General features: G+C 67.7%; 28 protein-coding genes and 1 riboswitch. Of the genes, 15 read left to right on the forward strand and 13 right to left on the reverse strand.

Features of this window, described 5'->3' with window-relative positions; all coding sequences use genetic code 11:
* The first annotated feature begins 6 nt into the window (after positions 1–6).
* The gene (locus tag ACZ9J7_RS17950) at positions 7–684 is read left to right on the forward strand and encodes an endonuclease/exonuclease/phosphatase family protein (protein WP_141160303.1); all 678 of its coding nucleotides are present in this window, start codon (positions 7–9) and stop codon (positions 682–684) included.
* A 48-nt stretch (positions 685–732) separates the two neighbouring features.
* On the opposite strand, the gene ACZ9J7_RS17955 is transcribed toward ACZ9J7_RS17950, so the two are convergent.
* Positions 733–1,263 (reverse strand): NUDIX domain-containing protein, encoded by a 531-nt coding sequence (locus ACZ9J7_RS17955; protein ID WP_476211311.1) that lies wholly within the window; start codon positions 1,261–1,263, stop codon positions 733–735.
* A gap of 48 nt (positions 1,264–1,311) precedes the next feature.
* The gene (locus tag ACZ9J7_RS17960) at positions 1,312–1,503 is read right to left on the reverse strand and encodes a DUF1918 domain-containing protein (protein ID WP_476211312.1); all 192 of its coding nucleotides are present in this window, start codon (positions 1,501–1,503) and stop codon (positions 1,312–1,314) included.
* Between the two features lie 73 nt (positions 1,504–1,576).
* Here ACZ9J7_RS17960 and ACZ9J7_RS17965 point away from each other — a divergent pair, with 73 nt between their 5' ends.
* The gene (locus ACZ9J7_RS17965) at positions 1,577–2,083 is read left to right on the forward strand and encodes a metallophosphoesterase family protein (protein WP_476211894.1); all 507 of its coding nucleotides are present in this window, start codon (positions 1,577–1,579) and stop codon (positions 2,081–2,083) included.
* 34 nt (positions 2,084–2,117) lie between these two features.
* Here ACZ9J7_RS17965 and ACZ9J7_RS17970 read toward each other — a convergent pair whose 3' ends face one another.
* Positions 2,118–3,086, reverse strand: coding sequence for an IS481 family transposase (locus tag ACZ9J7_RS17970; protein ID WP_476207300.1), 969 nt, complete (start codon positions 3,084–3,086; stop codon positions 2,118–2,120).
* A 223-nt stretch (positions 3,087–3,309) separates the two neighbouring features.
* Here ACZ9J7_RS17970 and ACZ9J7_RS17975 point away from each other — a divergent pair, with 223 nt between their 5' ends.
* On the forward strand, positions 3,310–4,203 hold the full coding sequence (locus ACZ9J7_RS17975; RefSeq protein ID WP_476211313.1) for a glucose 1-dehydrogenase: 894 nt from the start codon (positions 3,310–3,312) through the stop codon (positions 4,201–4,203).
* 56 nt (positions 4,204–4,259) lie between these two features.
* Here the strand turns inward: ACZ9J7_RS17975 and ACZ9J7_RS17980 are convergent, their stop codons facing one another.
* The 4 genes from ACZ9J7_RS17980 to ACZ9J7_RS17995 are packed head-to-tail and all read right to left on the reverse strand — an operon-like array spanning position 4,260 to position 6,984.
* The gene (locus tag ACZ9J7_RS17980) at positions 4,260–4,706 is read right to left on the reverse strand and encodes a DUF1810 domain-containing protein (RefSeq protein ID WP_476211314.1); all 447 of its coding nucleotides are present in this window, start codon (positions 4,704–4,706) and stop codon (positions 4,260–4,262) included.
* A gap of 20 nt (positions 4,707–4,726) precedes the next feature.
* Positions 4,727–5,257: a DNA alkylation repair protein gene (locus ACZ9J7_RS17985; RefSeq protein WP_476211895.1), complete on the reverse strand. Its 531-nt coding sequence runs from the start codon at positions 5,255–5,257 to the stop codon at positions 4,727–4,729.
* Positions 5,254–5,613: a TraR/DksA family transcriptional regulator gene (locus ACZ9J7_RS17990; RefSeq protein ID WP_476211315.1), complete on the reverse strand. Its 360-nt coding sequence runs from the start codon at positions 5,611–5,613 to the stop codon at positions 5,254–5,256. Before ACZ9J7_RS17990 ends, ACZ9J7_RS17985 begins: the two co-directional genes overlap by 4 nt.
* 21 nt (positions 5,614–5,634) lie before the next feature.
* Positions 5,635–6,984: an aggregation-promoting factor C-terminal-like domain-containing protein gene (locus ACZ9J7_RS17995; RefSeq protein WP_476211316.1), complete on the reverse strand. Its 1,350-nt coding sequence runs from the start codon at positions 6,982–6,984 to the stop codon at positions 5,635–5,637.
* Between the two features lie 251 nt (positions 6,985–7,235).
* A riboswitch (cyclic di-AMP (ydaO/yuaA leader) is annotated at positions 7,236–7,406 on the forward strand.
* A gap of 3 nt (positions 7,407–7,409) precedes the next feature.
* On the opposite strand from ACZ9J7_RS17995, the gene ACZ9J7_RS18000 reads away from it, so the two are divergent.
* Positions 7,410–8,249 carry a LysM peptidoglycan-binding domain-containing protein gene (locus ACZ9J7_RS18000; protein WP_476211317.1) on the forward strand — a complete coding sequence of 280 codons (840 nt, stop codon included), beginning with the start codon at positions 7,410–7,412 and terminating at the stop codon, positions 8,247–8,249.
* A 108-nt stretch (positions 8,250–8,357) separates the two neighbouring features.
* Here ACZ9J7_RS18000 and ACZ9J7_RS18005 read toward each other — a convergent pair whose 3' ends face one another.
* The 4 genes from ACZ9J7_RS18005 to ACZ9J7_RS18020 are packed head-to-tail and all read right to left on the reverse strand — an operon-like array spanning position 8,358 to position 11,750.
* Positions 8,358–9,821, reverse strand: a complete 1,464-nt coding sequence (locus ACZ9J7_RS18005) for a protein adenylyltransferase SelO (RefSeq protein ID WP_476211318.1) — start codon at positions 9,819–9,821, stop codon at positions 8,358–8,360.
* A complete protein-coding gene (locus ACZ9J7_RS18010) occupies positions 9,805–10,752 on the reverse strand; it encodes a ribonuclease Z (protein ID WP_476211319.1) in 948 nt (315 codons plus the stop codon). Before ACZ9J7_RS18010 ends, ACZ9J7_RS18005 begins: the two co-directional genes overlap by 17 nt.
* Complete coding sequence (locus ACZ9J7_RS18015; protein ID WP_476211320.1) at positions 10,745–11,269, reverse strand: mycothiol transferase; 525 nt, start codon at positions 11,267–11,269, stop codon at positions 10,745–10,747. The genes ACZ9J7_RS18010 and ACZ9J7_RS18015 overlap by 8 nt, the downstream gene beginning before the upstream one ends.
* Positions 11,270–11,318: 49 nt before the next feature.
* Entirely contained in the window at positions 11,319–11,750 is a 432-nt protein-coding gene (locus ACZ9J7_RS18020; RefSeq protein ID WP_476211321.1) for a hypothetical protein, read from the reverse strand.
* Between the two features lie 103 nt (positions 11,751–11,853).
* Between ACZ9J7_RS18020 and ACZ9J7_RS18025 the strand changes: the two genes are divergently transcribed.
* From ACZ9J7_RS18025 to ACZ9J7_RS18055, 7 genes are all read left to right on the forward strand, one after another.
* Positions 11,854–13,017, forward strand: a complete 1,164-nt coding sequence (locus ACZ9J7_RS18025) for an AI-2E family transporter (RefSeq protein ID WP_476211322.1) — start codon at positions 11,854–11,856, stop codon at positions 13,015–13,017.
* A 97-nt stretch (positions 13,018–13,114) separates the two neighbouring features.
* Complete coding sequence (locus ACZ9J7_RS18030) at positions 13,115–13,981, forward strand: universal stress protein (RefSeq protein WP_476211323.1); 867 nt, start codon at positions 13,115–13,117, stop codon at positions 13,979–13,981.
* A 42-nt stretch (positions 13,982–14,023) separates the two neighbouring features.
* The gene (locus tag ACZ9J7_RS18035; protein ID WP_476211324.1) at positions 14,024–15,466 is read left to right on the forward strand and encodes a DUF4389 domain-containing protein; all 1,443 of its coding nucleotides are present in this window, start codon (positions 14,024–14,026) and stop codon (positions 15,464–15,466) included.
* 75 nt (positions 15,467–15,541) lie between these two features.
* The gene (locus ACZ9J7_RS18040) at positions 15,542–16,009 is read left to right on the forward strand and encodes a universal stress protein (RefSeq protein WP_476211326.1); all 468 of its coding nucleotides are present in this window, start codon (positions 15,542–15,544) and stop codon (positions 16,007–16,009) included.
* 232 nt (positions 16,010–16,241) lie between these two features.
* A complete protein-coding gene (locus ACZ9J7_RS18045) occupies positions 16,242–16,520 on the forward strand; it encodes an SHOCT domain-containing protein (RefSeq protein WP_476211327.1) in 279 nt (92 codons plus the stop codon).
* Positions 16,521–16,560: 40 nt separating this feature from the next.
* Entirely contained in the window at positions 16,561–16,878 is a 318-nt protein-coding gene (locus tag ACZ9J7_RS18050) for a DUF3040 domain-containing protein (protein ID WP_476211329.1), read from the forward strand.
* On the forward strand, positions 16,875–17,405 hold the full coding sequence (locus ACZ9J7_RS18055) for a hemerythrin domain-containing protein (protein WP_476211331.1): 531 nt from the start codon (positions 16,875–16,877) through the stop codon (positions 17,403–17,405). The genes ACZ9J7_RS18050 and ACZ9J7_RS18055 overlap by 4 nt, the downstream gene beginning before the upstream one ends.
* Before the next feature lie 90 nt (positions 17,406–17,495).
* On the opposite strand, the gene ACZ9J7_RS18060 is transcribed toward ACZ9J7_RS18055, so the two are convergent.
* Entirely contained in the window at positions 17,496–17,996 is a 501-nt protein-coding gene (locus ACZ9J7_RS18060) for a universal stress protein (protein ID WP_476211332.1), read from the reverse strand.
* 245 nt (positions 17,997–18,241) lie between these two features.
* Here ACZ9J7_RS18060 and ACZ9J7_RS18065 point away from each other — a divergent pair, with 245 nt between their 5' ends.
* The gene (locus tag ACZ9J7_RS18065) at positions 18,242–18,916 is read left to right on the forward strand and encodes a response regulator (RefSeq protein WP_476211333.1); all 675 of its coding nucleotides are present in this window, start codon (positions 18,242–18,244) and stop codon (positions 18,914–18,916) included.
* Positions 18,917–18,933: 17 nt separating this feature from the next.
* Here the strand turns inward: ACZ9J7_RS18065 and ACZ9J7_RS18070 are convergent, their stop codons facing one another.
* On the reverse strand, positions 18,934–20,616 hold the full coding sequence (locus tag ACZ9J7_RS18070) for a GAF domain-containing sensor histidine kinase (RefSeq protein WP_476211334.1): 1,683 nt from the start codon (positions 20,614–20,616) through the stop codon (positions 18,934–18,936).
* Positions 20,617–20,857: 241 nt separating this feature from the next.
* On the opposite strand from ACZ9J7_RS18070, the gene ACZ9J7_RS18075 reads away from it, so the two are divergent.
* The 3 genes from ACZ9J7_RS18075 to ACZ9J7_RS18085 are packed head-to-tail and all read left to right on the forward strand — an operon-like array spanning position 20,858 to position 24,779.
* The gene (locus ACZ9J7_RS18075; protein WP_476211335.1) at positions 20,858–21,316 is read left to right on the forward strand and encodes a pyridoxamine 5'-phosphate oxidase family protein; all 459 of its coding nucleotides are present in this window, start codon (positions 20,858–20,860) and stop codon (positions 21,314–21,316) included.
* A 54-nt stretch (positions 21,317–21,370) separates the two neighbouring features.
* Complete coding sequence (locus tag ACZ9J7_RS18080; protein WP_476211337.1) at positions 21,371–22,234, forward strand: universal stress protein; 864 nt, start codon at positions 21,371–21,373, stop codon at positions 22,232–22,234.
* A 25-nt stretch (positions 22,235–22,259) separates the two neighbouring features.
* Positions 22,260–24,779, forward strand: coding sequence for an HAD-IC family P-type ATPase (locus tag ACZ9J7_RS18085; protein ID WP_476211339.1), 2,520 nt, complete (start codon positions 22,260–22,262; stop codon positions 24,777–24,779).
* The last annotated feature ends 3 nt before the right edge of the window (positions 24,780–24,782 follow it).

The raw sequence follows: 24,782 nt of genomic DNA on the forward strand, positions 1-24,782 counted from the left end.
TGTTTCATGCGCGTCATCAGCTACAACCTCCGCAAGCACAAGGCCAGCGGCGAGCTCCTCGCCCTGGCCCGGAACCATGACATCGATGCGCTGTGCCTCCAGGAAGTGGACGCCAGCGACCTCCCGGAAACCCTTGGACCCCTGCACCTGGCGGATGCCACGAAGGGCAACCGGCTGGGGCTGGCCATCTACTACCGCACCAGCCGCTTCACCGCCCTGGACACGCAGTCCTTCGCGTTGAAGAAGTCCATGCACGACAGGGTGCTGGCGCCGGCACACGAGCGGCTGATCGGCACCCGGGTGATGGACACCGAGACGCAGCATGAACTGGTGATCGGCTCCTTCCATGCAGCCCCGTTGACGGCGTCAAACTCTTTGCGGCGGAAACAGATCCATGCGGCCCATGCGGAACTGCTGAGCATGGGAAGGGGCCTGATGACCCTGATGGTGGGCGACTTCAACTACCCGTTCTTCACAAAGAACCTGGACATGCATATGAAGAACTCCGGGTACGCCCTCTCCCTGAGCAACCGGCGGACCTACACCCGGTACAAGGTGTTCAAGGGCCATTTCGACTTTGCCACGTCCTTGGGCCTGGACATCGCCAGCGTGGAAACGCTGCCGCGCGGAAATTCCGACCACCTGCCCATCCTGGTCACCGCGGAGTACGGCGAGGGGTACTAGCCCCGGTATCCCGGCGCCGGCCCTTGGTCAACGGTCCGGGAGGCCGGCCTACCAGCGCTCGCCGGCCCAGGGTTCGTCAGTGTCCAGCCGTGCCAGCAGGTCCGGCCAGGCCGCGGCGAAACCGGGGTGCAGGTCCAGGGCGTCCACCTCCGCCACCGGGATCCAGAGCAAGGCGATACTTTCGGGGTCGCTGATCACCGGTTCAAAGGATTCCCGCACCCGCACCACCACCGTGGTGTAGGACCAGTAACCATGGTCCAGCACGGAAGTGAACAGCACTTCCACGCTCTCCGACGGGACGGCGGCTTCTTCATAGGCTTCACGAAGGGCGCCGTCAACGGGTTCTTCGCCCTGGTGCAACGCGCCGCCGGGCAGGCCCCAGGTGCCCCCGTTGTGGCTCCAGACGGCACGGTGTTGAAGGAGCACACCCTTGGCGGGGTCCCACGCGAGGACGCCGGCCGCTCCGAACCGGCCCCAGTAGCGGCCGCGGTCCCCTTCCACCCAGGCGTCGCCCGGGTCGCGCGGACCGGTGCGCTGCGGTGGAGTGGCGGACATGCCGGCGGACGGGAAATGATCCATTGGTCCAGTCTGACAGGTGAAGCGGGGGGCTGCAGTCCCGCTGGACCGTCAGGTGCCGTGTCCGTGGTCGACGGCGAAATCGCCGCCAGGATACATGACGGTTTCGTGCCCGTCATCAAAGCGGACAAGGTACGGCGGGTGCCCGCCCTCGCCCCGCACCTCGATGATCACTCCGTGCCGGTCCGTGGACCCCACGGTCCTCCCGTGCACCACGATGCGGTCGCCTTGGGCTGCCTCCATGGCAATCACCTCCCAGCCCCCAGATTACGACTCCGGGCAGCACGGGAACAGGGCGTCATGGCAGGATTCGGATATGCCGTTGAACCTGCTCCTGATCGCCGACACGCACGTGCCCAAGCGGGCCAGGAGCCTGTCGGCGCAGGTGTGGCACGCCGTAGACCAGGCCGACGTGGTGTTCCACGCGGGTGACTGGGTAGAGGCGGCGCTGCTCGACGAGTTCGAGCACCGGAGCCGGCGCCTGCTGGGCGTTTACGGCAACAACGACGGCCCCGACCTTCGCAGGCGGTTGCCCGCGCAAACCACCGCGGTCCTGGACGGGTTGCGTTTTGCGATGGTCCACGAGACCGGCCAGGCAAAGGGCCGCGAACTGCGGTGCGAGGCACTGTATCCGGGCACCGACGTGCTGGTGTTCGGGCACAGCCACATTCCCTGGGACACGGTGTCGCCCGGCGGGTTGCGGCTGCTGAATCCCGGCTCGCCCACCGATCGGCGCCGCCAGCCGGCCTGCACCTACATGGAGGCCGTGGTGGACGGCGGCCGCCTGGCCGAAGTCAGGCTGGTGGAGGTCCAGCGCGGCTGATCGCGGGGCCGCTTGGCAGCGCGGCAGCTTTTGCCTAGGTGTATTGACCTGAGAGGTTGGTGACGCGGCTGGCCGGTGGCTGACCTTTGAGTGAGGTGTGACCTCGATGATGATTGTAGTGATGGAGCCAGCCAGCGAAAGCGGCAACACGCTCGGCCTCTGATCTGTAAGGACGGGCGTAGGCCCATTCGTCGAGCAGGGTGCGGTTGTAGCGCTCGACTTTGCCGTTGGTCTGAGGCCTGTAGGGACGGGTGCGTTTGTGCTTGATGTCCGGGCCCAAGGCGTCTTTGAACGCGTAGGAGCGGTAGCAGGAACCGTTATCGGTCAGGACCCGTTTGACCGTGATCCCGTGGGACTCGAAGTAGGCGTTGGCACGTTCCCAGAATCCGGCCGCGGTGTCCTTTTTCTCATCGGTCAGGATCTCCGTGTAGGCGAGCCGGGAGTGGTCATCGACGGCGTTGTGCAAGAAAGCGTGGCCCGGTCTCCTGTTCGCCGCGGTGCCGGTCTTGTTCCGGTTTCCGGCGGCCCTGCCGACACTGCGGTGGCCCCCGCCGTCGGGGATCCGTCCAAGTTTCTTAATGTCGACGTGGACCAGGTCCCCGGGTCTGTGGTGCTCGTAGCGGCGGATCACCCGGCCCGTGGCCCGGTCCAGCCACGACAGCCTCGCCAGCCCGAATCGGGACAGGACCCGGTGCACCGTGGAGGGGTGGATGCCCAGCAGATAGCCGATCCGTGCCGGGCCCCAGCGGCGGTTGACCCTGATCGCGACGATCCGCCGCTCCCGCCGCATGGAGGTCCGTCGCGGGGAGTTGATGGGCCGGCTGGAACGATCACCCATCCCGTGCTCACCGTGCTCCCGGTAACGGGCCGCCCACCGCGCTGCGGTCGTCACCGACACCTGGAACCGCTCAGCAGCACGGCGCAGCGGCCACCCGTCATCGACGATGCACCGGGCCAGCCGGAGCCGTCCCTTCGGCGTCAGAAGCGCGTTAGCATGGGACATTGAAGACCTCCTTGTGGATCGGACTCTTAGACAAGCCCCACTCCACTTGGAGGTCTTCTTTTTGTCACCTAACCACGCCGCATGTTCCTAACCTCCGTGGTCAATACACCTAGGCTGGAACGGTAAGCATGCTTAGTTTTTCGCGGCTGCCCTGCGCAGCCTTGCTGCTTCACCATCCCGGGCGACGAACCAGCCCGTGTCCCGCACGAACAGGAGTACCACCATGACCGACCAGTACACCTTCCGTAATCCCGTGACTGCCTACGAAAAGATCTCCCCGCCCAAGCAGCACCAGCCGGAGCCGGGACTTGATGCGGAACTGGCGCCCAAGGCCGACCTCGGCGAAGAAACCTACCGGGGCACCGGCCGCCTCGATGGCCGCCGGGCCATCGTGACCGGCGCGGACTCAGGCATCGGGGCAGCAACGGCGATCGCCTTTGCCAGGGAGGGTGCCGACGTCGTGCTTTCCTACCTGCCGCAGGAAGAAGAGGACGCCGCGCGCATTGCCGGAATCATTGAGGCTGCGGGCCGCAAGGCCGTCAAGGTACCGGGGGACCTCAAGGACTCCGCCGCCTGCCGGGAACTGGTGGACACGGCGGTGGCCGTGCTGGGCGGGGTTGACATCCTGGTCAACAACGCCGGAAAGCAGGTTGCGCAGGAGGAGCTGGAAGACATCAGCGACGAGCAGTTCGACCACACCCTGAAGACGAACGTCTATGCCATGTTCTGGGTGACCAAGGCCGCGGTGCCGCATATGCCGGCAGGCTCAACCATCATCAACACCACGTCCATCCAGGCCTACAACCCGTCGCCGACCCTCGTGGACTACGCCACCACGAAGGCCAGCATCAACAACTTCACCAAGGGCCTGGCGCAGCAGCTGGCCCCCAAGGGCATCCGGGTGAACGCCGTGGCACCGGGCCCCATCTGGACCCCGCTGCAGGTCAGCAGCGGCCAGCCCAAGGAGGAACTGCCGGAATTCGGCCAGTCCACTCCCCTGGGCCGGGCGGGCCAGCCTGCTGAGCTTGCCCCGGCCTACGTGTTCCTGGCCTCGCCCGAATCCAGCTACGTGGTGGGCGAAACGCTCAACGTCAACGGCGGCAGCCCGACGCCGTAACCCCCCGGCCGCCTGGGCGGTGCGGCGCACACGCTGCCGCCGCACCGCCTCCGCGGTCAGTCCCCCGCGTCCAGGCCGGCCAGGAGTTCGTCGGTGGCCGGGTCCGGTTCTCCGTTGAAGAACTGGGCCAGGACGGTCTTGAACACTGTTTCTCCGGGCGCCGCCCGGAGAAACAGTGTCATGGAGGAGCGGAGCTTCTTGGCATCGATGCCACCGAAGATGTTTTCGGCGGACTGGTCGGCATGGTTCGCCAGGACCAGCGCGCACTCCAGCAGCCGTGGACCCAGCACCTCGTGGTCCAAGTACGCGCGCGCCTCCGCAAGGGACGAAATGGCATACCTGCGTGACGTGTCGCTCTGCCCCAGCCCGGCAAGCTGCGGGAAGACAAACCACATCCAATGCCCCGACTTAGTGCCCACCTGCAGCTCGCCCAGCGCCTGCTCATAGGTTCCGCCGGTGTTTTGCGCGGCAACAAAACGCTCAAGGTCAAACGGCTCATTCATGTGGATCTCCTCGGTGCGTTTCAAATGGACAAGTCTTCTTCAAGGGCGTCCGCTGCCGCCCGGAGCCCGGGGTCCGGATCTTCCCGCCACCGGGCCAGGACAACACCGGCCCGCTGCCGCTCACGCCCGCCCAGCCCCGCCAGCAGCGGGACCAGGACGTCGGAAAGCAGGGGCGCCGCCAGGTCCCCTGCCCGGGCGGAACGGAGGAACCCCTCCAGCCGGGTCAGGTCGGAATGCCGGAGTAGCCTTACCCGCGTCTGCAGCAGCACCACGGCGGCGAGGCGGCGCTCGAACACCGGCCGCGAACCGGGCCGCGGCTGTCCCCACAGGGCGGAGGCCAGCATAACGGTACCGTCGTGGTCCAGGTCCTTGAATTTCCGCAGCGCATCACGGACCGTCCCCCGGACGGCCCCCACCGACGATCCATAGGAGGCCAGCTGCCCGCCCAGCCGGCTCCCGACGTCGTCGGCCCGGTAACAGGAGCCCTCATTCTGCAGCGTCCGGTCGACGAAGTCCGCCGCCGCCGACACCACCTCCGCGGTCCCGGTCATCGCCCGCGGCCGGACGAGGCGTGCAGGATGCAGAACGGCGTCCACGGCCGCGCTTCCAGGCGGCCCTCGGCAATAGGCTCCCCGCACACCGCGCAGGTTCCATAGGTTCCCGCGGCCAGCCGCGCCAGGGCTTCCTCAATCTGTCCAAGGCCGGCCGAGCTTTGTTTCAGGAGCGCTGAAGCCTGGGAGAGTTCGAAGGCAATGGTGGCACCCTCGGGATCGTGCTCGTCATCCACATTGGAGTCCTGGCGCGCCGAATTTGCGGCTTCGATATCTGCCCGCAGCGCCGGCAGCAGTGCCAAGCGCCGCGCCCGCTCCTCTTCGAGCAGCGCGCGGAACCGTTCGAAATCAGGCATGGAAACAGCCTAACGCGTCAATCAGTACCAGTTCAGGGCCACAGAGTGGTTCCAGGCCGCGCACGGGGAACCATACCGGTCCTTGATGTAGCCAAGGCCCCAGTCGACCTGCGTGCGGTAGCTGGTGAGCCAGTCGCTGCCGGCGCTGGCGTACTTGCCCGGCGGCAGCGCCTGGGCTATTCCGTAGGCACCGGAGTAGGCGTTGGTGGCGGTGGTCAGCCAGCTGGACTCCTTGGTCCACAGCTGGGCCAGGCACAGGAACTGGTCCTGGCCCCACCCGAAGGCGGCCAGGCGCCCGGATGCGTAGCTTTTCGCTCCGGCCGGATCGTTCACCGCGCCGCCGGGAATGGAAGGAACGACGACGGCGGGCGGAACCGGCAGGGCCGGCGCTTCCGGGGCGGCCGGTCCGGGATCGACGGCGGGAAGCGGGGCCGGAACGGGTTGGACACCGCCTGGCCGGTCAGGACCCGCCGGGGCAGGGTTTGCTGCGGGCGCTGGCGCCTTCGGCTGCTGCGCCGCCGCGGCGGCAGCCCTGGCCGCCGCCTCCGCCTGCTGCCGTGCCTGCTCCTCCGCGGCGGCGCGCTTGGCCGCCTGGGCCGCCTCGTAGGCTGCCTGCGCCGCCTGGCCCTGGCGGTACTCACCCTCAAGGGCCGCCGTCGTGCCCTTCAGGGCTGCGAGCTGGGCTGTCAGTTCGCCGCCATGCCGCTGTTCCTCCGCGACCTGCCGGGCCAGCGAATCCTGGGCCGCGCGGGCGGAATCCAACGTTGCCTTCGCCTCCGCGGAAAGCCGCTCCTGCTCGCTCCTGGCAACCTTTTCCTGGTCGGCAAGGGCGGCGGCGGCCTTTTCCGCAGCCGCCGCCTTAGCGACCAGGGCCGCAGTCTTGTCCCCCACGAGCTTTACCAGGTTGAGTCCCTGGACACTGTTGGTTCCCAGGGCATCCAGCGCCACGAAGAACCCTGCGTTGGTTCCGCCGGTCTTGTAGGACTCGACTGCCAAGGCGCCGAGGTCTTTCCGGTACCGCGCCAACTCCGCGTTGGCCTGGGCGGCCCGGCCGGACAGTGTTTCCAGGCGGGAAGAAGCTGCCTGCAGCCCGGCGGCGGCGGCAGCATACCCGGCCGCCGAGCGGACGGCCGCTTCCCCTGCCGCCGCAGACTCTGCTTCAAGGCCGGACAGCAGCCCGTTGATGGTGGTGATCTCCGCTGCCTTCGAAGCTTCCGAGGACTGGGCCGCCTGCACGTCTGCCCAAGAGGGGTACCCGCCGGGCGGAGGCGGGTCGTCGGCAGCGGCCGGAAGGACAACGGTGGCGGCCAGGGCAACAGCCACCAGGCTCCCGAGCAAAGGGAACCTGGCGGTGGTCACGAACAGGGGCATAGTCCCGAAGCTTACCGGCGGATTGGTGGGTCACACAGGAAGCCGTTTCCACATTGTTACCGTGAACGGCGGCGCTGGCATCAGCCGAGGTCAGACCGCAAGCAGGCTTATCGTCCACACGTTTGCGCAATTCGAGAGGGCAGCCTCGTATGTTATCTAAATGTGACAATCGGCGTGCACATGGGTTAGGGTCTTCAGGTGTCCCTCCCAGACGGGACATTCCCGTCAGTATGCCGAGCCCTGCCGCTGACCATGGGATCCAACCGCTCCAGTTGGCAGGGACGGGGGAACCAAGTTTCCACGGCCACATGTGGCCTAGGGGTTAAGTCGATAGCGCCTCCCTCCATCGCGGGGCCGCTTCCGGCCGGGTATCTCCAGCCCGAACCCGACAGCTCACCCCGCAGGCATGGGAGAGGCGATCAACCGTGTCAAAAAATTCCATTCCAGCCCGTCACCGCGCGACTCCGGCCCGCTCCATTGTGCTCGAGGGCCTCGCCGTAACCGCCAAGTCGCAGGCCCGTTCACTGGGCCGCCCGGCGCTTGCTGTGGCAGCAGCGTCCGGCATTGCGTTCGGCGTCGGCGCCCCGGCGCACGCTGGTGTAACCGCACCGGACACCACTGGACAGACCAGCATGCAGGCCACCGCCCCGGCACCGGCTGCAGCCCCTGCCGCTGCAGCAGGGAATGTCCACACCGTCGTTTCCGGCGACACCCTCGGCGCCATTGCCGCGGCGTACGGCGTCAACCTCAATGACGTCCTGTCCGCCAACGGCCTTGGCCTGTCCTCGGTCATTTACCCGGGCGACCAGATCCAGATTCCCGGCGCCGGCTACACCGCAGCGCCGGCACCGGCCCCTGCTGCAGCACCCGTGCAGGCGGCAGCCGCCACCGCACCGGCCAACACCGGCATGAACATGTCCTACGCCTCCGCCACGCCTGTAGCTTCCACTACCGGCTCGGGCACCGGAGCCGCGATCCTCGCCTCGGCCTACAGCCAGCTGGGCGTCCAGCAGGACTGCACCGCAATGGTTGAGAAGGCACTGCGCTCGGTCGGCAAGTCCGTAGGCGACCTGGCCCCCACCCAGTTCTTCCAGTACGGCACGGTGGTGGGCGCTCCCGCCCCCGGTGACCTGATCATCACCTCCGGCCACGTGGGCGTTTACGCAGGCAACGGCCAGGTTGTCAGCGGCGGCGTCAACGGCTTCGACACGGAGGTGCACTCCATCAGCTGGCTCGGCGGGTACTCCGCAGTGCGCGTAGCCTAGTCTTCGCCGGTCCGGCCCGCTTGGCGGTGCCGACCGTTGTGGGAGGGTGGCAGCCGGGAAACCGGCTGCCACCCTCCTGCCGTTAAAGCACTCGACGGGCCGCCGCGGTCAGGTCCCGCAGAACGTCATGTAGCTGCCGAAGTCCTCAGGGGGCCCTTGAAGATAGCGTTCGAGGCCGGGCCGTTCATTGAAGGGGTCGCTGACAGCCGCCAGCAGTTGCTGCAACGGCCCCCGGTCCCCGCCGGTTGCTGCCGACAGCGCCTCCTCCACAAGGTGATTCCGGGGAATGTACGCGGGATTCACGCTGTCCATCAGCTCCGCGGCCGGCTTGAGCTCGTGCCACCGCACCAGCCAGGAATCGAGGGCGGCAAGGTCAGGGACCATGCCGCGCACGGGCCGGCGGTCTCCACGGGCGGCTTTACCCAGGTTGCGGAAGAACAGGGTGTAGTCCACGGGTCCGTCCTTGAGGATGTCGAGGACATCATCCACCAGGGCCCCGGCAACGCCGTTTTCATCGGCGCTGTCCAGGCCCATCTTGGCCGTCATTCCGCGGGTCCAGGCCTTGCTGTACTGGCCCCGGAAACCGCCCAGGACCTCCACTGCCGGGGCCACGGCTTTCTCCGGGTCCTGGTCAATCAGCGGCAGCATGGCCTCGGCGAGCCTGGCCAGGTTCCATTCGGCCAGGACCGGCTGGTTGGCATAGGCATAGCGTCCGCCGACGTCGATGGAACTGTAGACGGCGGCGGGGTTGAAGGCGTCCATAAACGCGCAGGGCCCGTAATCGATGGTCTCCCCTGAGATGGTCATGTTGTCCGTATTCATGACCCCGTGCACGAAGCCGACGAGCATCCACCGGGCGATGAGCTCTGCCTGGGCGGAGACGACCGCGGCGAACAGCGCAAGGTAGGGGTTGGCGGCACCGGCCGCATGCGGGTAGTGCCTGCTGATGGCATGGTCCGCCAGGCGCTTCAGGAGGTCCATGTTTTCGGTTGCGCGCGCGTACTGGAAGCTGCCAACGCGCAGGTGGCTGCCCGCAACCCGCGCCAGGACGGCGCCGGGCAGCATATCATCGCGCCGGACCTGCCGCCCGGTGGCCACCACGGCGAGCGAACGGGTGGTGGGAATGTGCAGTGCATGCATGGCCTCACTGACAATGTATTCACGCAGCATGGGCCCGACGACGGCACGGCCATCCCCGGCGCGGGCGAAGGGCGTCCGCCCCGAGCCTTTGAGGTGGACGTCCAGGAGGCGGCCCCGCCGGTCAGTGACCTCGCCCAGCAGCAGGGCCCGTCCGTCACCGAGCAGCGGCGAGTACCCGCCAAACTGATGTCCGGCGTACGCCTGTGCCACAGGTGTGGCACCCGCTGGAACGTGGTTTCCCACCAAAAGCCGCACACCCTCGGGGCTGCGCAGGTACTGCGGGTCAAGGCCCAGGTCTGCTGCCAGTTTGTCATTCAGGACGAGAAGCTCCGGGCTGGGCGCTTCCTCGGCCCGCCAGGGTACGGCGAGTTCCGCCAGTTCCCGGGCGAAACGGCCATCGAACGTGACCGTGGATTCAGCTGCTGCCGTCATGGTTTAACCCTATCGCCGTTGTTGGGCCGGCAGCCTCCCGCGCCGGCTGCCGCCGCCGCGGAACAGGGATGCGGTCAAGGTCCTTGGCGGCGATCACGGTAACCCCCGGGGCCCGCGCCTGGGCCTGGTCTGCCAGGACGGAAACGTCGTCACCGTACCGTGCGGAAAAGTGGGTGAGCACCAGGGTGCGTGCGCCGGCGGACGCCGCAAGGGCCCCCGCCTGCCCGGCAGTGAGGTGGAGGTACCGACCTGCCAGGGGGTCGTCGTCGTCACTGAAGGTCGACTCGGCGACCAACAGGTCCGCCCCATCCGCCAGCTCTTCGGCGCCGGGGCACGGCGCCGTATCCATGATGAAGGCGAAGCGCTGGCCCGGCCTGGGGATGCTTACGTCCTCCAGCCTGGCTGTCCCAAGGACGCCGTCGCGTTGCAGCCGGCCCACGTCCGGGCCGGCAATTCCTGCCGCCCGCAACCGCGCCGGCAACAGTGTTTGCCCGTCAGCCTCCCGGAGCAGGTAGCCGAACGTCTCGATGCGGTGCTTGAGCGGCCGGACCTCCAGGCCTTCCGCCACGGGTCCGGGTCCCGAATGCGGGTGGAGCCGAAGGTCGATGCCGGGTGAACTCACCGACACCAGCGCCCGCACCACCGCCTCGCCGGAGGCCGGATAGTGCAAATGGACGGGGTGCGGCACGCGGTCCAATGCCATGCGGGACAGCACCCCGGGCAGGCCGTAGCAGTGGTCCCCGTGCACGTGGGTGAGGCAGATCCTGGTGATGTGGCCGGCCGCCACGCCGGCGTGGATCATCTGGCGCTGCGTGCCCTCGCCGGGGTCGAAGAGCAAGCCCGCGCCGTCCCACCGCAGAAAGCAACCGTTGTGGTTCCGGGTCCGCGTAGGGACCTGGGAGGCGGTGCCCAGTATCGCCAGTTCACGCACCCCGGGAGTCCGCCGTCCCCGGGTGCAGGCCCCGCGCGTAGGCTGCCTGGCCGACATGCTGGAGGCAGTCCCCCAGGATGCTGATGAGGCGCACCCCAAAGGTCACCGGCGGATCCCAGTGCCTGTCAACCACGCGGTCCAGGTCGGAGTCGCCGATGCCGTCGAGCACCCTGGCGGTCTGGCGGTGAACCGCATCGTAGTACTCCTGGAGCAGTTCCCGGGGCGCCGTGACGGCATCGACCTGCTCACTGGAGTGCCCATAGCCTGTGTCGCGCTCGCCGAGCGGAAGGCCAAAGCGGCCTACGAATCCCTCCGCCATCCAGACCTGTTCCAGGCCCGCGGCGGAGGCTACCTGCGCATCTTCGACCCGGCCCGTATGCCAGATCAGCCAGGCTATCGAATTGCCGTGGCCGCCCGGGCGGTGCTGCAGCTGCGCTGCCTCGAGGCCGTCGAGTGCCTGCCGGACCAGGCCGGGGAGCCGGCCGAAGGCTTCCTGCAGCAGTTCCTTGGATTGCATGGTTCTCCTCCCCCTTCGGGCCGGGCCTGATTCCCGGCCGGCAGGGTTGCTAGCGTTCCAGGTCGTCAGGCTCGAACTCGCTCAGGGGCGAGCCGCCAAAGTTCTCCTCGTCGTCGCTGGCATCGGCCTCAAGGCCAGTGGGGACTTCCCCAAAATCGACGTCCGCGGCGGCTTCACCAAGGGTGGGGGCGTCCGGCGGCACCTGCTCATCGCCGGAGCGGTACCGCGCCTGGGCGCTTTCATCCCGCAGTGCCTGGTCGCTCGGGAAGTCTTCCTCCCCGTCCGGACGGGCCTCGTCCTGCAGCAACGGGTCTTCCTGCCAGCGGTCCGGGTTGTTTTCGGCAGCACCGGGATAGTTGTCCGGCTCCCCCGCTACGGGGTCCAGTTCCAGGGACGACGCCGCGCCCGGGCTCTCATCCAGAAGGACGTCGTCTTCCGCCACGATTTCCAGTTCATCGTCGGGGACGTTTTGTTCAGTCATGATGGTGCCTTTCTGGTTGACTGTTGGGCAGACAATAGTAAGCATACTGACCAACCAATGCCGATGGAACCTTGGGTGCACACGGCAGGCAAGGAGAAAGCCCATGGAACGGATTGTTCCTCCCAACGGGGACGCGGCAGGCCCGTCCCGTCCGCAGTCCTTCACCGCCAGGATGTCGGTGCTGTGGACCGATGGCCTGGGCCGGGCAAGCATACGGGCCGTCCAGACGCTCGCCGTGCTGGCGCTCGCCTGGACGGTGGTGACGGCGGCTGTCCGGGTTCCTCTCGTCACCATCCCGGTCCTGGTGGCATTGATCCTGGCCTCGGCGATGGCTCCCGCGGTCCGTTGGCTCGCGGCGCGCGGCTGGCCCCGCGCCCTGGCGGTTCTGTCGTCCTTCCTGCTGATCCTGGCCATTGCCGCAGGCGTGGTGGGTGGAATCATCGCCCTGGTCCGCCAGGAAGCCTCCGTGCTGGCGGCCCGGGCAGAAGCAGGAATCGGACAGTTGCAGCAATTCATCACCACCGGACCCGTCGCCCTGACAAACGAACAGATCGATGCCGCCCGCGCGGAGTTCCAGAAATTCCTGGCCGGGGGCACCCTGGGGGCCGACGCGCTGACCGGGTTGAGGACAGCGGGTGAGATTGCCGCCGGCACGGTACTGACGGCGGTCATCCTGTTCTTCTTCCTCAAGGACGGGGAGCAGATCCGGGCCTTCCTGATCGGCTTCCTTCCCGGAAGACGCCAGGGAAAGGCCCATCTCGCTGCCGACCGCAGCATCGTGGTACTTGGCGGATATGTGCGGGGAACCCTTGTCATTGCCGCCATTGACGCCGTCATCGTGCTGATCGGGCTCCTGGTACTGAGGGTTCCGTTGGCAGTCCCCCTGGCAGCGGTGGTCTTCCTGGGCGGCTTCATTCCCATCATCGGCGCGACCACCGCGGGCAGCCTGGCCGTGCTGGTGGCCCTGGTCGAAAATGGGCCTGTTCCCGCGCTCATCGTCCTGGTGCTCCTGGTGGCCGCCAACCAGTTTGAACACCACATCCTGCAGCCCCTCTTCATGGGCCGGGTACTGCGGATCCACGGACTGGTGATCATCCTGGCCCTGGCGGCTGGAGCCACCCTCGCAGGTGTCATCGGTGCCCTGCTGGCGGTCCCGCTCACCGCCGTCGGCTGGACCATCTACAAGACCCTGGCAGAAAGCGATGCGCCCGGGCCGGAGCCCGCCGCTCCCGCCGCCCCCAGCGGACCCGGGCCTGCAGGGTCCTGACCAGCGCTTCGGTGACCTTTGGCCCTACAGCCCGGCGCGGGCCGGGGACAGTCTTGAAAGGCAGGAACCCAGTTCACGACGAGCAGGAAGTGCGGCAATGACATCCCAGAAACCCATCGCTGTGGGCACCAACGACTCTGCCCAAAGCCAGGCCGCCGTCCTGTGGGCAGCCCGCCGCGCCCACCGCGCCGGCCTGCCGCTGGTGGTCCTCCACGTGGTGGACGACCGCTGGGTTGCCGAGCCCTACCCATGGTTCGGCACACTCCAGCAGGCGGGCGAGGAACTCCTCAAGACCGCCGCAGGACGCCTCGAAGGAGCCGTTCCCCTGACCCCTGCCACTGAACTGCTCACCGGAAGCGTGGGCGGGTCCCTGGCCAAATACTCCAAGAAGACGTCGATGATGGTGATCGGCTCCGGCAGCGGGCACCTCGGCGGCTCCCTTGCCGACCGCGCACTCCAGGTCGCCACCGCCGCCAAAGTCCCTGTCGCCGTCGTCGGAACCCAGGACCTCGAAGGCAGGTCAGGGGTGGTGGTGGGCGTCGACGGATCCCCCGAAGCCACCCAGGCCGTTGCCTTCGCAGCCGCCGAGGCGGACCGGGAGGGAGACGAGCTCACGGTGGTTTATGCGGTGAGCGTGCCCAACCCCATTGTCGATGCCGGCCTGACCCCGGCCGCCCTTGCCGACCTCATTGTGGATGAGGACAGGGTGGTCCTCTCCGAAACCGTCGCCGGGCTGAAGGAGGACTACCCCGACTTAACCGTCCACCAGCGGCTGGAAACCGACAGGGGCCCGGTGGACGCACTTGTCGACGCCGCCGCCGGAGCCCGGCTCCTGGTGGTCGGCAGCCGGGGCCGCGGCGCCTTCAAACGGCTCCTGCTCGGTTCCACGGCCCACGGTGTCCTGAAGCACCTGCCCTGCCCCACCATCATTACCCGGACGCAGGCCGCCAAGAACGCCATCTAGGCCGCAGCGCCGGCCGCCCTGCAACGCGGAAGGTCCACTGCCATGAAGAAGACCGCGGCCATCATCATGCTGATCCTCGGGATCCTGCTGACACTCCCGGGCCTGGCCGCGTTGGCAGGCGGGGCCGTGGCATCAGCCGTGGGAACCATCCAGGGAGATGGCTTCCTGACGTCCGGCACGTCGCGTTTCTCCGTCACTTCCTACGCCCTGACTTCCCCGCGCGCCGACGCCATCGGAGACGATGTTCCGGGCAGGCTGCCCTTCGACGTCGGCACCCTGCGGCTGCGCATCGAACCGGTGGCCCCTGGCAAACCGGTCTTCGTCGGCATCGCCCCGCAGGCCGACGCCGAACAGTACCTGTCAGGGGTTCACCACTCGGAATTGCTCGACATCCGCCAGCGGCCCTTCCGCGCCGAATACCGCGACATACCGGGCGGCAACCCGGCTTCACCGCCCGCGGACCAGCTGTTCTGGACCGCCTCCGTGTCAGGAACGGGAGCACAGGAGCTTAGCTGGAACATCACGCCCGGCACCTGGGAAGTGGTGGTAATGAACGCCGACGCCTCCGCCGGGGTCGATGTGCAGGCGCAGGCCGGCTTCCGTTCCGACCTGATCCGACCGGCCGCCACAGGGCTGCTGGTGGGCGGCACCATAGCCCTGCTGATCGGTGTGCCCCTCCTCATTATTGGCGCCACCGGACTGGGCCGCCACGCGGTTCCCCCACCGCCATCCACCGTGGGAACAGTCGCGGCGGGAGGGCGCCCCGGCTACCCTGCACGGCTCTTCGGCGAGATCGATCCGGCCCTTACCCGGTGGATGTGGCTGGTCAAGTGGTTCCTGGCGATACCCCACTTCATCCTGCTCTTCTTCCTCTGGTTCGCTTTCGCCATCACCACCATCGTGGCAGGATTCGCCATCCTGTTCACGGGCCGCTACCCGCGGGCACTCTTCGACTTCAACGTCGGCGTCCTGCGGTGGAACTGGCGTGTGGCCTTCTACGCCTACGCCGCCGTGGGAACCGATCTTTACCCGCCGTTCACGCTCAAACGGGCCAACTACCCCGCCGACTTCGAGGTGGACTACCCCCAGCGGCTCTCGCGCGGACTGGTCCTGGTGAAGTGGTGGCTCCTGGCCATCCCGCACCTGCTCCTGGTGGGCGCCTTCGCGGGGACAACGGGCGCTGTCTGGCGGTGGCAGGGCGACGACAACGTCATCGGCAGCACCTACGAACGGGGATCCGGACTGTCCCTGCTGGGACTGCTGGTCCTGGTCGCGGCAGTGATCCTGCTGTTCACCGGCCGGTACCAGCGCCCGCTCTTCGATTTCATCCTCGGTATCAACCGCTGGATCTACCGTGTAGTGGTGTACACAGCCCTGATGCGGGACGAATATCCGCCCTTCCGGCTGGACCAGGGCGCCGCCGAACCCGGGTGGCCCGCAGCGCCCCTTCCCCCGGCCGTGCCCCCTGCTCCCGGAGCGCCATGACCTTCGTCCCTAGCCCCGGCACGCATCCGCAGGCATGATGGGCGTGACAAACGCGGGTCCAATGAGGGAGCAGACATGAGCATTGCCGGGGCACCAATAGCCAGGATCGTGGTGGGCGTCGACGGGTCGGAAGCGTCCGTGGAGGCACTTCGGCAGGCCCAACGGATGGCCACCCCACTGGGCGCCAAGGTCCAGGCCATCGCCTGCTGGGAATACCCGCAAATGTACAGCGGCTACGTGATGATGGGCGTCGAGGGCTTCGAGGAGGGTGCCCGGAAAGTCCTGGATGACGCCCTGGCCCAAGCCTTCGGAGGCGAGGCACCGGCCAACGTCACGTCGACCCTGGTCCGCAGCCATCCCCGCGAAGCGCTGATCGACGCGAGCCGCGAGGCCGACATGGTCGTGGTGGGCCGGCGGGGGCACGGCGGATTCGGCGGCCTGCTCCTGGGTTCAGTCAGCTCCGCCATCGTGGCGCACGCCCATTGCCCGGTGCTGGTAGTCCACACTCCGGACAGCGAACCCGGCGGGTCCGGGGATTCCTGACCACCCGGCGTTCATCGGCCTGGACACTGACCCAATCGCCCAGCAGGTGCGCGGTGCAGAGCGGGCCATCCCGCAGGTGGTCGACCGCGTCACGGCCGCGGGGTACGGTTTCGCCACGCCCGGCGCCCTGCTGGGGCTTTGACGCAGGCCGAAACGGGACCAATGGCTCTCCCCGGCAACCCTGCGGGGGCCCAATACTGGAACGGAAAGCAGACGGCTGGCGTCCGCCTTCATGGGACCGGAGGTCGCGGAAGTGTACGGCTGGAACGATGGCATGGGCCTGTGGGGCTACGTCCTGATGAGCATCAGCATGGTGGTGGTCTGGGGCGCCATCATCACCGGCATCGTGCTGCTGGCCCGTTCCCTGCGGGCCCCCTCCCCCTACGGCACCCACCCACAGCCCCCTCGGATGGCCGAGGACGTATTGGCCGAGCGCTTCGCCCGCGGGGAGATCGACGCTGCGGAATACAAGAACAGGCTGGCCGTCCTGCGCGGCCACCCGGGTACCTGAGACCGTGGCTCCCGCAGGCAAAGGACAGTGGGCTGCAGCCATGCCACTCTCTGAATTCGAGAAACGCGAACTCGACCTGATCAGCAACGCCCTTGAGTCGGAAGACCCAAGGCTGGCAGCCATGCTCAACAAGGATGCCTTTGCCGTTTCACTGCGTACCCGCTTCCGGCGCGGACTTGCGCTGGTTGCCGCGGGCGCGGCCGTCCTGATCCTGGGGCTGGTGGTCCGGGTACCGCTGCTGGGCATCGCAGGTTTCACGGTGATGAACGCGGCGGCCTACTGGGCCATCAAGGACCTCCGCTGGTCCCTGCGCACCACCAGCCGCCATGCCACCCACGTGGAGGGCAACAGCGAATGAACGCCGAACCCGGGACTGCCAAGGATGCCTCCGCCGAGGCAGCGGCACTGCAGGCGGTGGAGGCGCACCATGGCGCCATGCTGCGGCATCTGAACGGGCTGGTGGGCCTGCTCACCGAAGCGGTGGAGGCGGGCGGTTCCGGCGCTGCGGAGCAGGCACAGGCTGCCCTGCTGGACTGGTGCGACAAAGAGCTGGTGCCGCATGCCCTCGCGGAAGAGGGCCCCCTTTACAGCGGCCCCCACGGCATGCCTGAGGGCAGGCTGCTGGTTGACGGAATGCTGGCCGAGCACCAGGCCATCGTGGGACTGGTGGACGAGCTCAGGACGGCCGGGGGCGTTGCGGCCGCCGTGGCCGCGGGCGCCATCCAGCGGATCTTTGCCCTGCACCTGGACAAGGAGAACCGGCTCCTGATGCCTTTGATCGTCGACTCCCCCGGCCTGTCACTCGCCAGGGCCGTCGAAGGGCTTCACGAACTGGTGGGGGAAGAGGCAGCACACCACCATGGGCAGGGCCGGCACACGCACTAGGACCTTCCGGCGCCCGTACGACGACGGCGCCCCCACCGTGCCCAGCCTCACGCGGGCACCCGGCCAGGGCGCCGGAGGCGCCCTGTCGTATTAGGGGGCGGCAGCGGAATGGGTTTCGCCGGCGTCAGCCTTGTCTCTGCCTTCCGTGGCGTGCACCACGAGCACCGGGCAGTAGGCATGGCTCACGCAGGCTGAACTGACCGATCCCGGCACAAAGTTTCCGTGCCCCCGCCTTCCGACAATCAGCAGTGAGGCGTTTCGGCTCGCATCGATCAGCGCGGGGCCGGGCCTGCCCCGTACCAGGCGGGGGTGCACGAAGGCCGGCACCTCACCGAAAGCGTCCACCAGCGTTTGTTGGAGTACCTGGTCGGCGGCATATTTGAAGCCTTCGATCCCCACGGCGAGGTACACCCCGTAGCCGGCTGGAACGTCCCAGCATGCCCAGGCTTCCACCGGCGCCGAGAGCGGCTCCGCCAGGGTCCGGGCCACCCGCAGCGCTGCGACGGACGCCTCGGATCCGTCCACGCCCACAATGATCCTGGGACGCTGGCCGGAGCCAGGCACCGCCGCCCCGTTCCCTTGGTCTGCCACGTTGCCTCCTGTTTCTCCCACCCCAGCGTGGACTGGAACCGCAGCGGAGGACAGGGCCAAAGGTCATCACGGCGGGACGGTGCCACGGTGCCCGGCCGCAGCCGCGGCGGCGACATGCCGGGCCTGCCGGACTTTGGTCCCTTCCCGCGCCCCGCGGCGCAGGGAACAATGGGACCAGGCCCTTCCTGGGGGCCGCCCCGCGCAGGCGGGTTGAATCGTGGAGATTGTGGGAGCGTTCGGTGCAGATGCATGAGACTGGGGCTGACGAAGCGGCGGGATCTCCCGGGCAGGTCCGTGTGTTCATCCTTGATGACCACGAACTCGTCCGGCAGGGACTGAAGGACCTGTTGGAGGGTGAGGGGTTCCTCGTGGTGGGCGAGAGTGGCTCCGCGGCCGAAGCCACGCGGCGTATCCCCGCCCTGCACCCGGACATCGCCATCCTCGACGGCCGGCTTCCGGACGGCACCGGGATCGAGGTCTGCCGGGATGTGCGCTCGCTTGATCCGCGCCTGCGCTGCCTGATCCTCACCAGCTACGACGACGAACAGGCCCTCCGGGGAGCGGTCCTGGCCGGCGCATCGGGGTACATCCTGAAGCAGATCAGGAGTGATGATCTCCTTGCCGGAATCCGGAGGGCTGCTGCCGGCGAGTCCCTCTTTGATCCGGGAGTTGAGCAGCAGATCATTGCTGGCCTGTCCACGGCGCCTACCGACCCCCGGCTGGACGGCTTGAGCGCGCAGGAGAAGAAAGTGCTCGCTTTGATCGGCCAGGGGCTGACCAACCGGCAGATCGGCGATGACCTGTTCCTGGCCGAAAAAACCGTCAAGAACTACGTTTCGTCAATCCTGGCCAAGCTGGGCTTCGAGCGGCGGACGCAGGCAGCCGTCTTCGTCACCAAGAGCTCCACGGACCCTGCCTGACGCCCCGCCGGCCGGGGCTACGCCAGCGGGACCGTCCATGTCAGGCTGGTACCTGTTCCGGGCGCGCTGTCGATGGTGCAACTGCCCTTCAGCTGGCCTGCTCGTTGGCGCATGTTCGCCAGGCCGCTTTCGTGGTCCGGTTCGGTGAAGCCCCGGCCGTTGTCGCTGATGAGGAGCTGCACCTGGTCCGGGCCCACGGCCACCGAGACCTGGATGTCCTCCGCACCTGAATGCCGCAGGGCATTGCTGAGTCCCTCCGACGCCACGCACAGCAGGTGGACGGCCACGTCTTCCCCCACCGAGTCCACGGGCCCGTCCAGGGATACCTTGGGCGTCACCGCGTAGCTGCGGGAGCTTTCCCTGACCACGCGCAGGATCCGGCCGGTCAACGGTTCGCGTTCCTCGTCGGCGGTCCTGAGCGAGTAGATGGTGTCCCGCAGCTTGCGGATGGTGTCATCGAGTTCGGTGGTCACGGCGGCAATCCGTTCGTGCGCTACCGGATCAAGGGTGTAACGGCGCAGGCTCTGGATGCTGAGTCCGGCCGCAAACAGGCGCTGGATCACCAGGTCATGCAGGTCCCGGGCAATCCGTTCCCGGTCGGTGAAAAGGAGGTTCTGTTCACGCAGGGCGTTGACGCGCGCCAGGTCCAGCGCCAGGCCTATGCGGCTCCCAAAAATGGCACTGGATTCCGCCTCCGCCTGCGTAAACACGGGTGACCCGTGGGCGCGGGCCAGCAGGAGCACCCCGTTTTCGGTGGAGCTGTGCCCCAGGGAGCACACCAGGACGGAACCGAGTTTTCCTGCCATCCCGTCGTCGAAAACCTGCCGCGGGTCCCGTGCCACGACTGAACCGCCGTCCTGGATAACGTTGGACACTGCACTGGAGGCCATCAGCTCCTGGCCGGATTGAATGCCCTGGACGCCAAGGGACGACCGGCACCGCAGCGCTCCGTCGCCGGCAGGAACGGCAATGACCGCGAGCACCGAGTCTGAGACCTTCAAAGCGGTGCCTGCAACAAGGTCGAGGTCGTCCGGATCACCCGGCTGGGAGGCCATGATCACGCGGCTGCTCAGTTCCATGCCTGCCTCCAGCCATTTCTGCCGGCGGCTGCTGTTTTCAAAGAGGCGGGCATTCTGGATTGCCACTCCGGCGGCGGCCGCCAAAGCAACGGCGAGGTCTTCATCCTCCGCGGTGAAGTCCTGCCCGCCCTGTTTCTCGGTCAAATAGAGGTTTCCGAAGACTTCGTCGCGGACGCGGACAGGGACGCCAAGGAAGGTTTTCATGGGCGGGTGGTTCGGCGGGAACCCGGAGGTGATGGGGTGCCGGCCAAGGTCGTGGAGGCGCAGGGGCTTCGGTTCGCGGATGAGCAGCCCCAGGACGCCATGGCCAGTGGGCAATTCGCCGATGGCACGGATACCTTGCTCATCGATTCCCACGGTTATGAAGTGGCTCAGCGTGCGGTCCTCGCCGATGACCCCCAGCGCGCCGTACCTCGCGCCCACCAGGGCGCAGGCCGAGCGGACAAGGCGGTCCAGGACAGCCTCCAGGCTGAGATCCTGGGCGAGGGCAACCACCGCAGCCAACAAGCCGTTGATCCGTTCCTGGTTATCCGGCGGTTCGTCTCCCCGGGCAGCGAAGTCCCGGAGCAGGTCCTCCACAGTGTCCCTCGTCGGGGAGCGCCACGGCTGCTCAGTGCCCACGTCCCACCTCCTGCGGAAGGAACCTGCGGCGCTGCGGATCCCTGGCGCGGTCTAAGTATCCGAAACGGAAGTGCCGGCCTCCGCCCCCAATTCCGCCTTCACAAGAGCATGAAGACGCTTCTCCTCCAATGGTAGGAGAGCACGGCGAAAAATACCCTCAGTAGTCTTGGTATCCGGCCCGGGCTGTGGGGCGGGACCTTCTTCCCTAGCCGCAGCGGGCCTGCCGCCCTAGGCTACGGCCATGAACAGCGCAGCGACAGAACCGGAAATCAAGGAACTCGGCGTCCACGACTGCTGGCGGTACCTCCGATCGACGTCCCTTTGCAGGATCGCCTTCGCCGACGGGGCCGGGGTGGAAAACTACCCGGTGAACTTTGTTCCCACCAATGGCACGCTGCTCATCCGTACCGGCGAAGGAACCAGGCTGGCCTCCCTTCCGGACCGGAAGGCGGTGGCCGTCGAAGCGGACGGAATGAACCAGTACGGCACCATCGCCTGGAGCGTCATCCTGAAGGGCCATGCCATGGTGGTGTCCGACGACGAGGAAATCAGGGATGCCATGGAGGCGGGCCTGTCCCCGTGGCAGCCCGGCCAGAAAAACGTCCTGCTCCGGATCACGCCGGAGGACATCAGCGGCCGCAGGTTCGTCATCGCCGCCCCAACCCATTGGTGGCCGCCCCGGGAGCCCACCGCAGACTAGGCCGTGCAGCCCCACCCGTCACCACTTTCATAGAACCAGCAAAGGATGGTCCCCATGGCACCTGCCAAGCCTATCGCCGTCGGCATCTCAGAAACGTCCGCTGCCAATGCTGCCCTGATGTGGGCAGCCGCCCGGGCCAACAGGCTCCACTGCCCGCTCGCCGTCGTGAACGTTGTTGACGACCGATGGATGGCAGCAGAAGTCCTGCCCTACCTGGAAGTCCTGCGGGAATCCGGCCTGGGGCTGCTGAAGGAGGCCGGCGAAAAGGCCACCGCCGCCGAACCGGGCCTGGAGGTCTCGCTGCAGCTCCTCGAAGGCGGTGTGGGGGCTGCACTGGGTGACTATTCAAAGAATGCGTCCATGCTTGTCCTCGGGACCAGCGGGCACAACCGCGGCGCCCTGACGGACCGGGCGCTCCAGGCAGCTGCGACGGCCGAGTGCCCCGTGGCCGTCATCGGCGACGGCCAGGCGGAGGGCCGCGGCATCCTGGTCGGCGTGGACGGCTCACGGGAAGCAACCCAGGCGGTAGCGTTCGCGGCCGCCGAAGCTGACGCGCTCGGCGAGGAACTGACCATTCTCTACGCCTTCACCGGCCCCAACCGGTGGATCGCTGCAGGGCTCCCGCAGAGCAGTTTTGCCACCCATGTGGTCGAGGAGGAACGGATCGTGCTGTCCGAAACGGAGGCCGGCCTCCGGCAGGACTACCCGGACCTCGCGGTGCACACGGTCATGGAAACCGTGCTGGAACCGGCCGATGCGTTGCTGCGCGCTGCCGCCGGGGCCCGGCTGCTGGTCCTGGGAAGCCGCGGAAAAGGTGGCTTCGGAAGGTTCGTCCTGGGGTCCACGGCACATGCCGTGCTCAGCCAACCACCGTGCCCCACCGTGATCACCCGGATGCACAAGCAGCACGACGGCTGACCGGGGCCTGCCGCCTCGCCGCGCGATGCCGATACCTGGGGACCACAGCGCACCGGGCCCGGGAGTGGACATCCGCCATTCCCGGGACGGGCTCTCCACCGCCGAAGTACTCGAACGGACCGCTGCCGGGCGCGTCAACAGCGTGCCGACGGCAACCAGCAGGAGCGTCCGCGAGATCGTCCAGGCGAATGTGTTCACCCTCTTCAACGCGGTGGTGGGAGGGTGTTTCATCCTGCTGCTGGTCCTTGGCCAGTGGCGGGATGCGCTCTTCGGCCTGTCGGCAGTCAGCAACTCGCTGATCGGCATCATCCAGGAGTACCGGGCCAAGCGGTCCCTGGACCAGCTGGCCATTTTGCAGGCTGCCAGGAACACGGTGGTCCGGAACGGCGCCCGGGAAACCATCTCCTCCGAGGACCTTGTCCCCGACGACCTCGTGGTCCTCAACGCCGGGGACCAGGTCACCGCTGACCTGTTGCTCCTGGCCGGAGCCCCGCTCGAGGTGGATGAATCCCTCCTGACCGGCGAATCCGAACCGATACCCAAAACCGGCGGCGCGGTGCTGCTGTCCGGTTCACTGATCCTGGCCGGCACCGGCCGGGCCACGGTGCTCCGCGTGGGTCCAGAGACGTTCGCCTACCGGCTGGCAGCCGAAGCACGCAGGTTCTCCCTGGTCACGTCCGAGATCCGCAGGGGGCTGGAAAAAGTCTTTGCCGTCATCACGTGGCTGCTCCTTCCGACGGCCCTGCTGCTTACGAATGCCCAGATGCTGGAGCAGGGCGGCTGGGCCGGGGCCATGGGATCGGGACAGTGGGTCCCGGCCGCGGTCGGCGCCATAGCGGGCATCATGGCCATGATTCCCCTGGGGCTCCTCCTGATGACCAGCGTGGCGTTTGCCGTGGGCGGGCTCCGGCTTGCCAGCCAAAAGGTCCTGATCCAGGAACTTGCCGCGGTGGAGGTCCTGGCCAGGGTGGACGTCCTGTGCCTCGACAAAACCGGGACCTTGTCCTCCGGGGCCATCGAATTCGACGGCCTCCACGACACCGGGAGGGCCCGGGCAGCGGGCTGGCAGGCGGCGCTGGAATGGTTCGGCGGCAACGCTGACGCCAGCAGCACCGCTGCCGCCATCGGAGCCGCCTTTCCGGTCCTGCTGCCGCTTCGTGAGCAGGATTCGGTGCCGTTCTCTTCAGCCCGGAAGTGGAGCTCGGTCACATTCGCGCCGGAGTCGGCGGCCCCGGGCACCTGGATCCTGGGAGCACCCGACGCGGTCCTTGCCTCACCCGGAAGCGCCGCGGCGCACAGCCAGGCCGCGGCCCTTGCCACCACCGGCCTCCGGACCCTTGCCTTGGCGCATCTGCCTGCCCCGCTCCCGCAGGGAGCCCCGGAGGATGGCCTCCCGATGGATCTGGTGCCGGTGCTGCTGCTGACCTTCCGTGAGAGCATCCGCCGTGATGCCGCCGACACGCTCGACTACTTCCGGCGCCAGGGGGTTTCGGTCAAGATCATTTCCGGTGATGACCCCCGGACCGTTGCTGCACTGGCGCGCGCCGTCGGATTTGGAACCGGCGTTGCCTTCGACGCGCGCAGCCTGCCCGAGGACCCCCTCCGGCTTGAGGAGACGGTAGAGGGCTGCGACCTTTTTGGAAGCGTAACGCCGTCGCAGAAGCGGGACCTGATCCAGGCCCTGAAACGGCGCAGACATACCGTGGCGATGACCGGGGACGGAGTGAATGACGTCCTGGCCCTCAAGGAGGCGGACCTGGGCATCGCCATGGACTCGGCGTCACCGGCAACCAAGGCGGTGGCGCGGCTGGTGCTCCTTGATGGACGGTTCGAGAGGCTGCCGGCGGTGGTGGACGAGGGACGCCGGGCTATCAGCAATATCGAGCGCGTCTCCCTGGTCTTCCTCAGCAAGACCGTCTACGCCACGGTCATCTCCGTCGTGACCGGCATTATGCTGCTCGCCTTCCCGTTCCTGCCCCGGCAAATGTCCGCGCTGGACGGCTTGACCATTGGCCTGCCGTCGTTCTTCCTGGCCCTGCAGCCCGGCGGACAGCGCTACGCACCCGGATTCCTGCGGCGCTCGCTGGCCTTCGCCCTGCCGGCTGGTGCCTGCGCGGCCCTGTGCGTCCTGGCCGTCAGCGTCTACGCCCAATCCTGGGAAGGCTACGGCCAGGAAGACGCCCAGTCCGCGGCAACGGTGACCCTGGGCCTGGTGGCGGCGTGGATCCTGGTGCTGGCCTCCCGCCCGCTGAACTGGACCAAGGTCCTGATCCTTGCCGGAATGTACGGGGGGCTGGTCCTGCTGTTCACGGTGCCGTTGACGCAGGACTTTTTCCGTGTGAACGTGCCGCCTGCCGGCCTGCTGGTGCCCGCGGCAGCAGTGGCCGCCGCGGGATGCGTGGCCATCGAAATCATCGGCCGGCTTACCCGCCGCCCGCCCGCCGCGGCCAGCGGACCGGGGCTGGGACCTTTGCCTCTGGAACCGGATTCCCGGGAAGGGGATGGTGGAACTGCCGGGCAACGCGATGGGCCGGCATCCACCTGAGCA

The sequence above is a fragment of the Pseudarthrobacter sp. TE9888 genome (genome assembly GCF_056279345.1).

Excerpts from the sequence above, each read along its gene's own strand:
- ACZ9J7_RS18075 (WP_476211335.1), top strand. The coding sequence starts at position 20,858 with ATGAACAGCGCAGCGACAGAACCGGAAATCAAGGAACTCGGCGTCCAC.
- ACZ9J7_RS18055 (WP_476211331.1), top strand. The coding sequence starts at position 16,875 with ATGAACGCCGAACCCGGGACTGCCAAGGATGCCTCCGCCGAGGCAGCG.
- ACZ9J7_RS17990 (WP_476211315.1), bottom strand. The coding sequence starts at position 5,613 with ATGCCTGATTTCGAACGGTTCCGCGCGCTGCTCGAAGAGGAGCGGGCG.
- ACZ9J7_RS18050 (WP_476211329.1), top strand. The coding sequence starts at position 16,561 with ATGCCACTCTCTGAATTCGAGAAACGCGAACTCGACCTGATCAGCAAC.
- ACZ9J7_RS18035 (WP_476211324.1), top strand. The coding sequence starts at position 14,024 with ATGAAGAAGACCGCGGCCATCATCATGCTGATCCTCGGGATCCTGCTG.
- ACZ9J7_RS17980 (WP_476211314.1), bottom strand. The coding sequence starts at position 4,706 with ATGAATGAGCCGTTTGACCTTGAGCGTTTTGTTGCCGCGCAAAACACC.
- ACZ9J7_RS18040 (WP_476211326.1), top strand. The coding sequence starts at position 15,542 with ATGAGCATTGCCGGGGCACCAATAGCCAGGATCGTGGTGGGCGTCGAC.
- ACZ9J7_RS17955 (WP_476211311.1), bottom strand. The coding sequence starts at position 1,263 with ATGGATCATTTCCCGTCCGCCGGCATGTCCGCCACTCCACCGCAGCGC.
- ACZ9J7_RS17995 (WP_476211316.1), bottom strand. The coding sequence starts at position 6,984 with ATGCCCCTGTTCGTGACCACCGCCAGGTTCCCTTTGCTCGGGAGCCTG.
- ACZ9J7_RS17975 (WP_476211313.1), top strand. The coding sequence starts at position 3,310 with ATGACCGACCAGTACACCTTCCGTAATCCCGTGACTGCCTACGAAAAG.
- ACZ9J7_RS18020 (WP_476211321.1), bottom strand. The coding sequence starts at position 11,750 with ATGACTGAACAAAACGTCCCCGACGATGAACTGGAAATCGTGGCGGAA.
- ACZ9J7_RS18030 (WP_476211323.1), top strand. The coding sequence starts at position 13,115 with ATGACATCCCAGAAACCCATCGCTGTGGGCACCAACGACTCTGCCCAA.
- ACZ9J7_RS17985 (WP_476211895.1), bottom strand. The coding sequence starts at position 5,257 with ATGACCGGGACCGCGGAGGTGGTGTCGGCGGCGGCGGACTTCGTCGAC.
- ACZ9J7_RS18015 (WP_476211320.1), bottom strand. The coding sequence starts at position 11,269 with ATGCAATCCAAGGAACTGCTGCAGGAAGCCTTCGGCCGGCTCCCCGGC.
- ACZ9J7_RS18080 (WP_476211337.1), top strand. The coding sequence starts at position 21,371 with ATGGCACCTGCCAAGCCTATCGCCGTCGGCATCTCAGAAACGTCCGCT.
- ACZ9J7_RS18005 (WP_476211318.1), bottom strand. The coding sequence starts at position 9,821 with ATGACGGCAGCAGCTGAATCCACGGTCACGTTCGATGGCCGTTTCGCC.
- ACZ9J7_RS18065 (WP_476211333.1), top strand. The coding sequence starts at position 18,242 with ATGCATGAGACTGGGGCTGACGAAGCGGCGGGATCTCCCGGGCAGGTC.
- ACZ9J7_RS17960 (WP_476211312.1), bottom strand. The coding sequence starts at position 1,503 with ATGGAGGCAGCCCAAGGCGACCGCATCGTGGTGCACGGGAGGACCGTG.
- ACZ9J7_RS18085 (WP_476211339.1), top strand. The coding sequence starts at position 22,260 with ATGCCGATACCTGGGGACCACAGCGCACCGGGCCCGGGAGTGGACATC.
- ACZ9J7_RS17970 (WP_476207300.1), bottom strand. The coding sequence starts at position 3,086 with ATGTCCCATGCTAACGCGCTTCTGACGCCGAAGGGACGGCTCCGGCTG.
- ACZ9J7_RS18025 (WP_476211322.1), top strand. The coding sequence starts at position 11,854 with ATGGAACGGATTGTTCCTCCCAACGGGGACGCGGCAGGCCCGTCCCGT.
- ACZ9J7_RS17965 (WP_476211894.1), top strand. The coding sequence starts at position 1,577 with ATGCCGTTGAACCTGCTCCTGATCGCCGACACGCACGTGCCCAAGCGG.
- ACZ9J7_RS18045 (WP_476211327.1), top strand. The coding sequence starts at position 16,242 with ATGGGACCGGAGGTCGCGGAAGTGTACGGCTGGAACGATGGCATGGGC.
- ACZ9J7_RS17950 (WP_141160303.1), top strand. The coding sequence starts at position 7 with ATGCGCGTCATCAGCTACAACCTCCGCAAGCACAAGGCCAGCGGCGAG.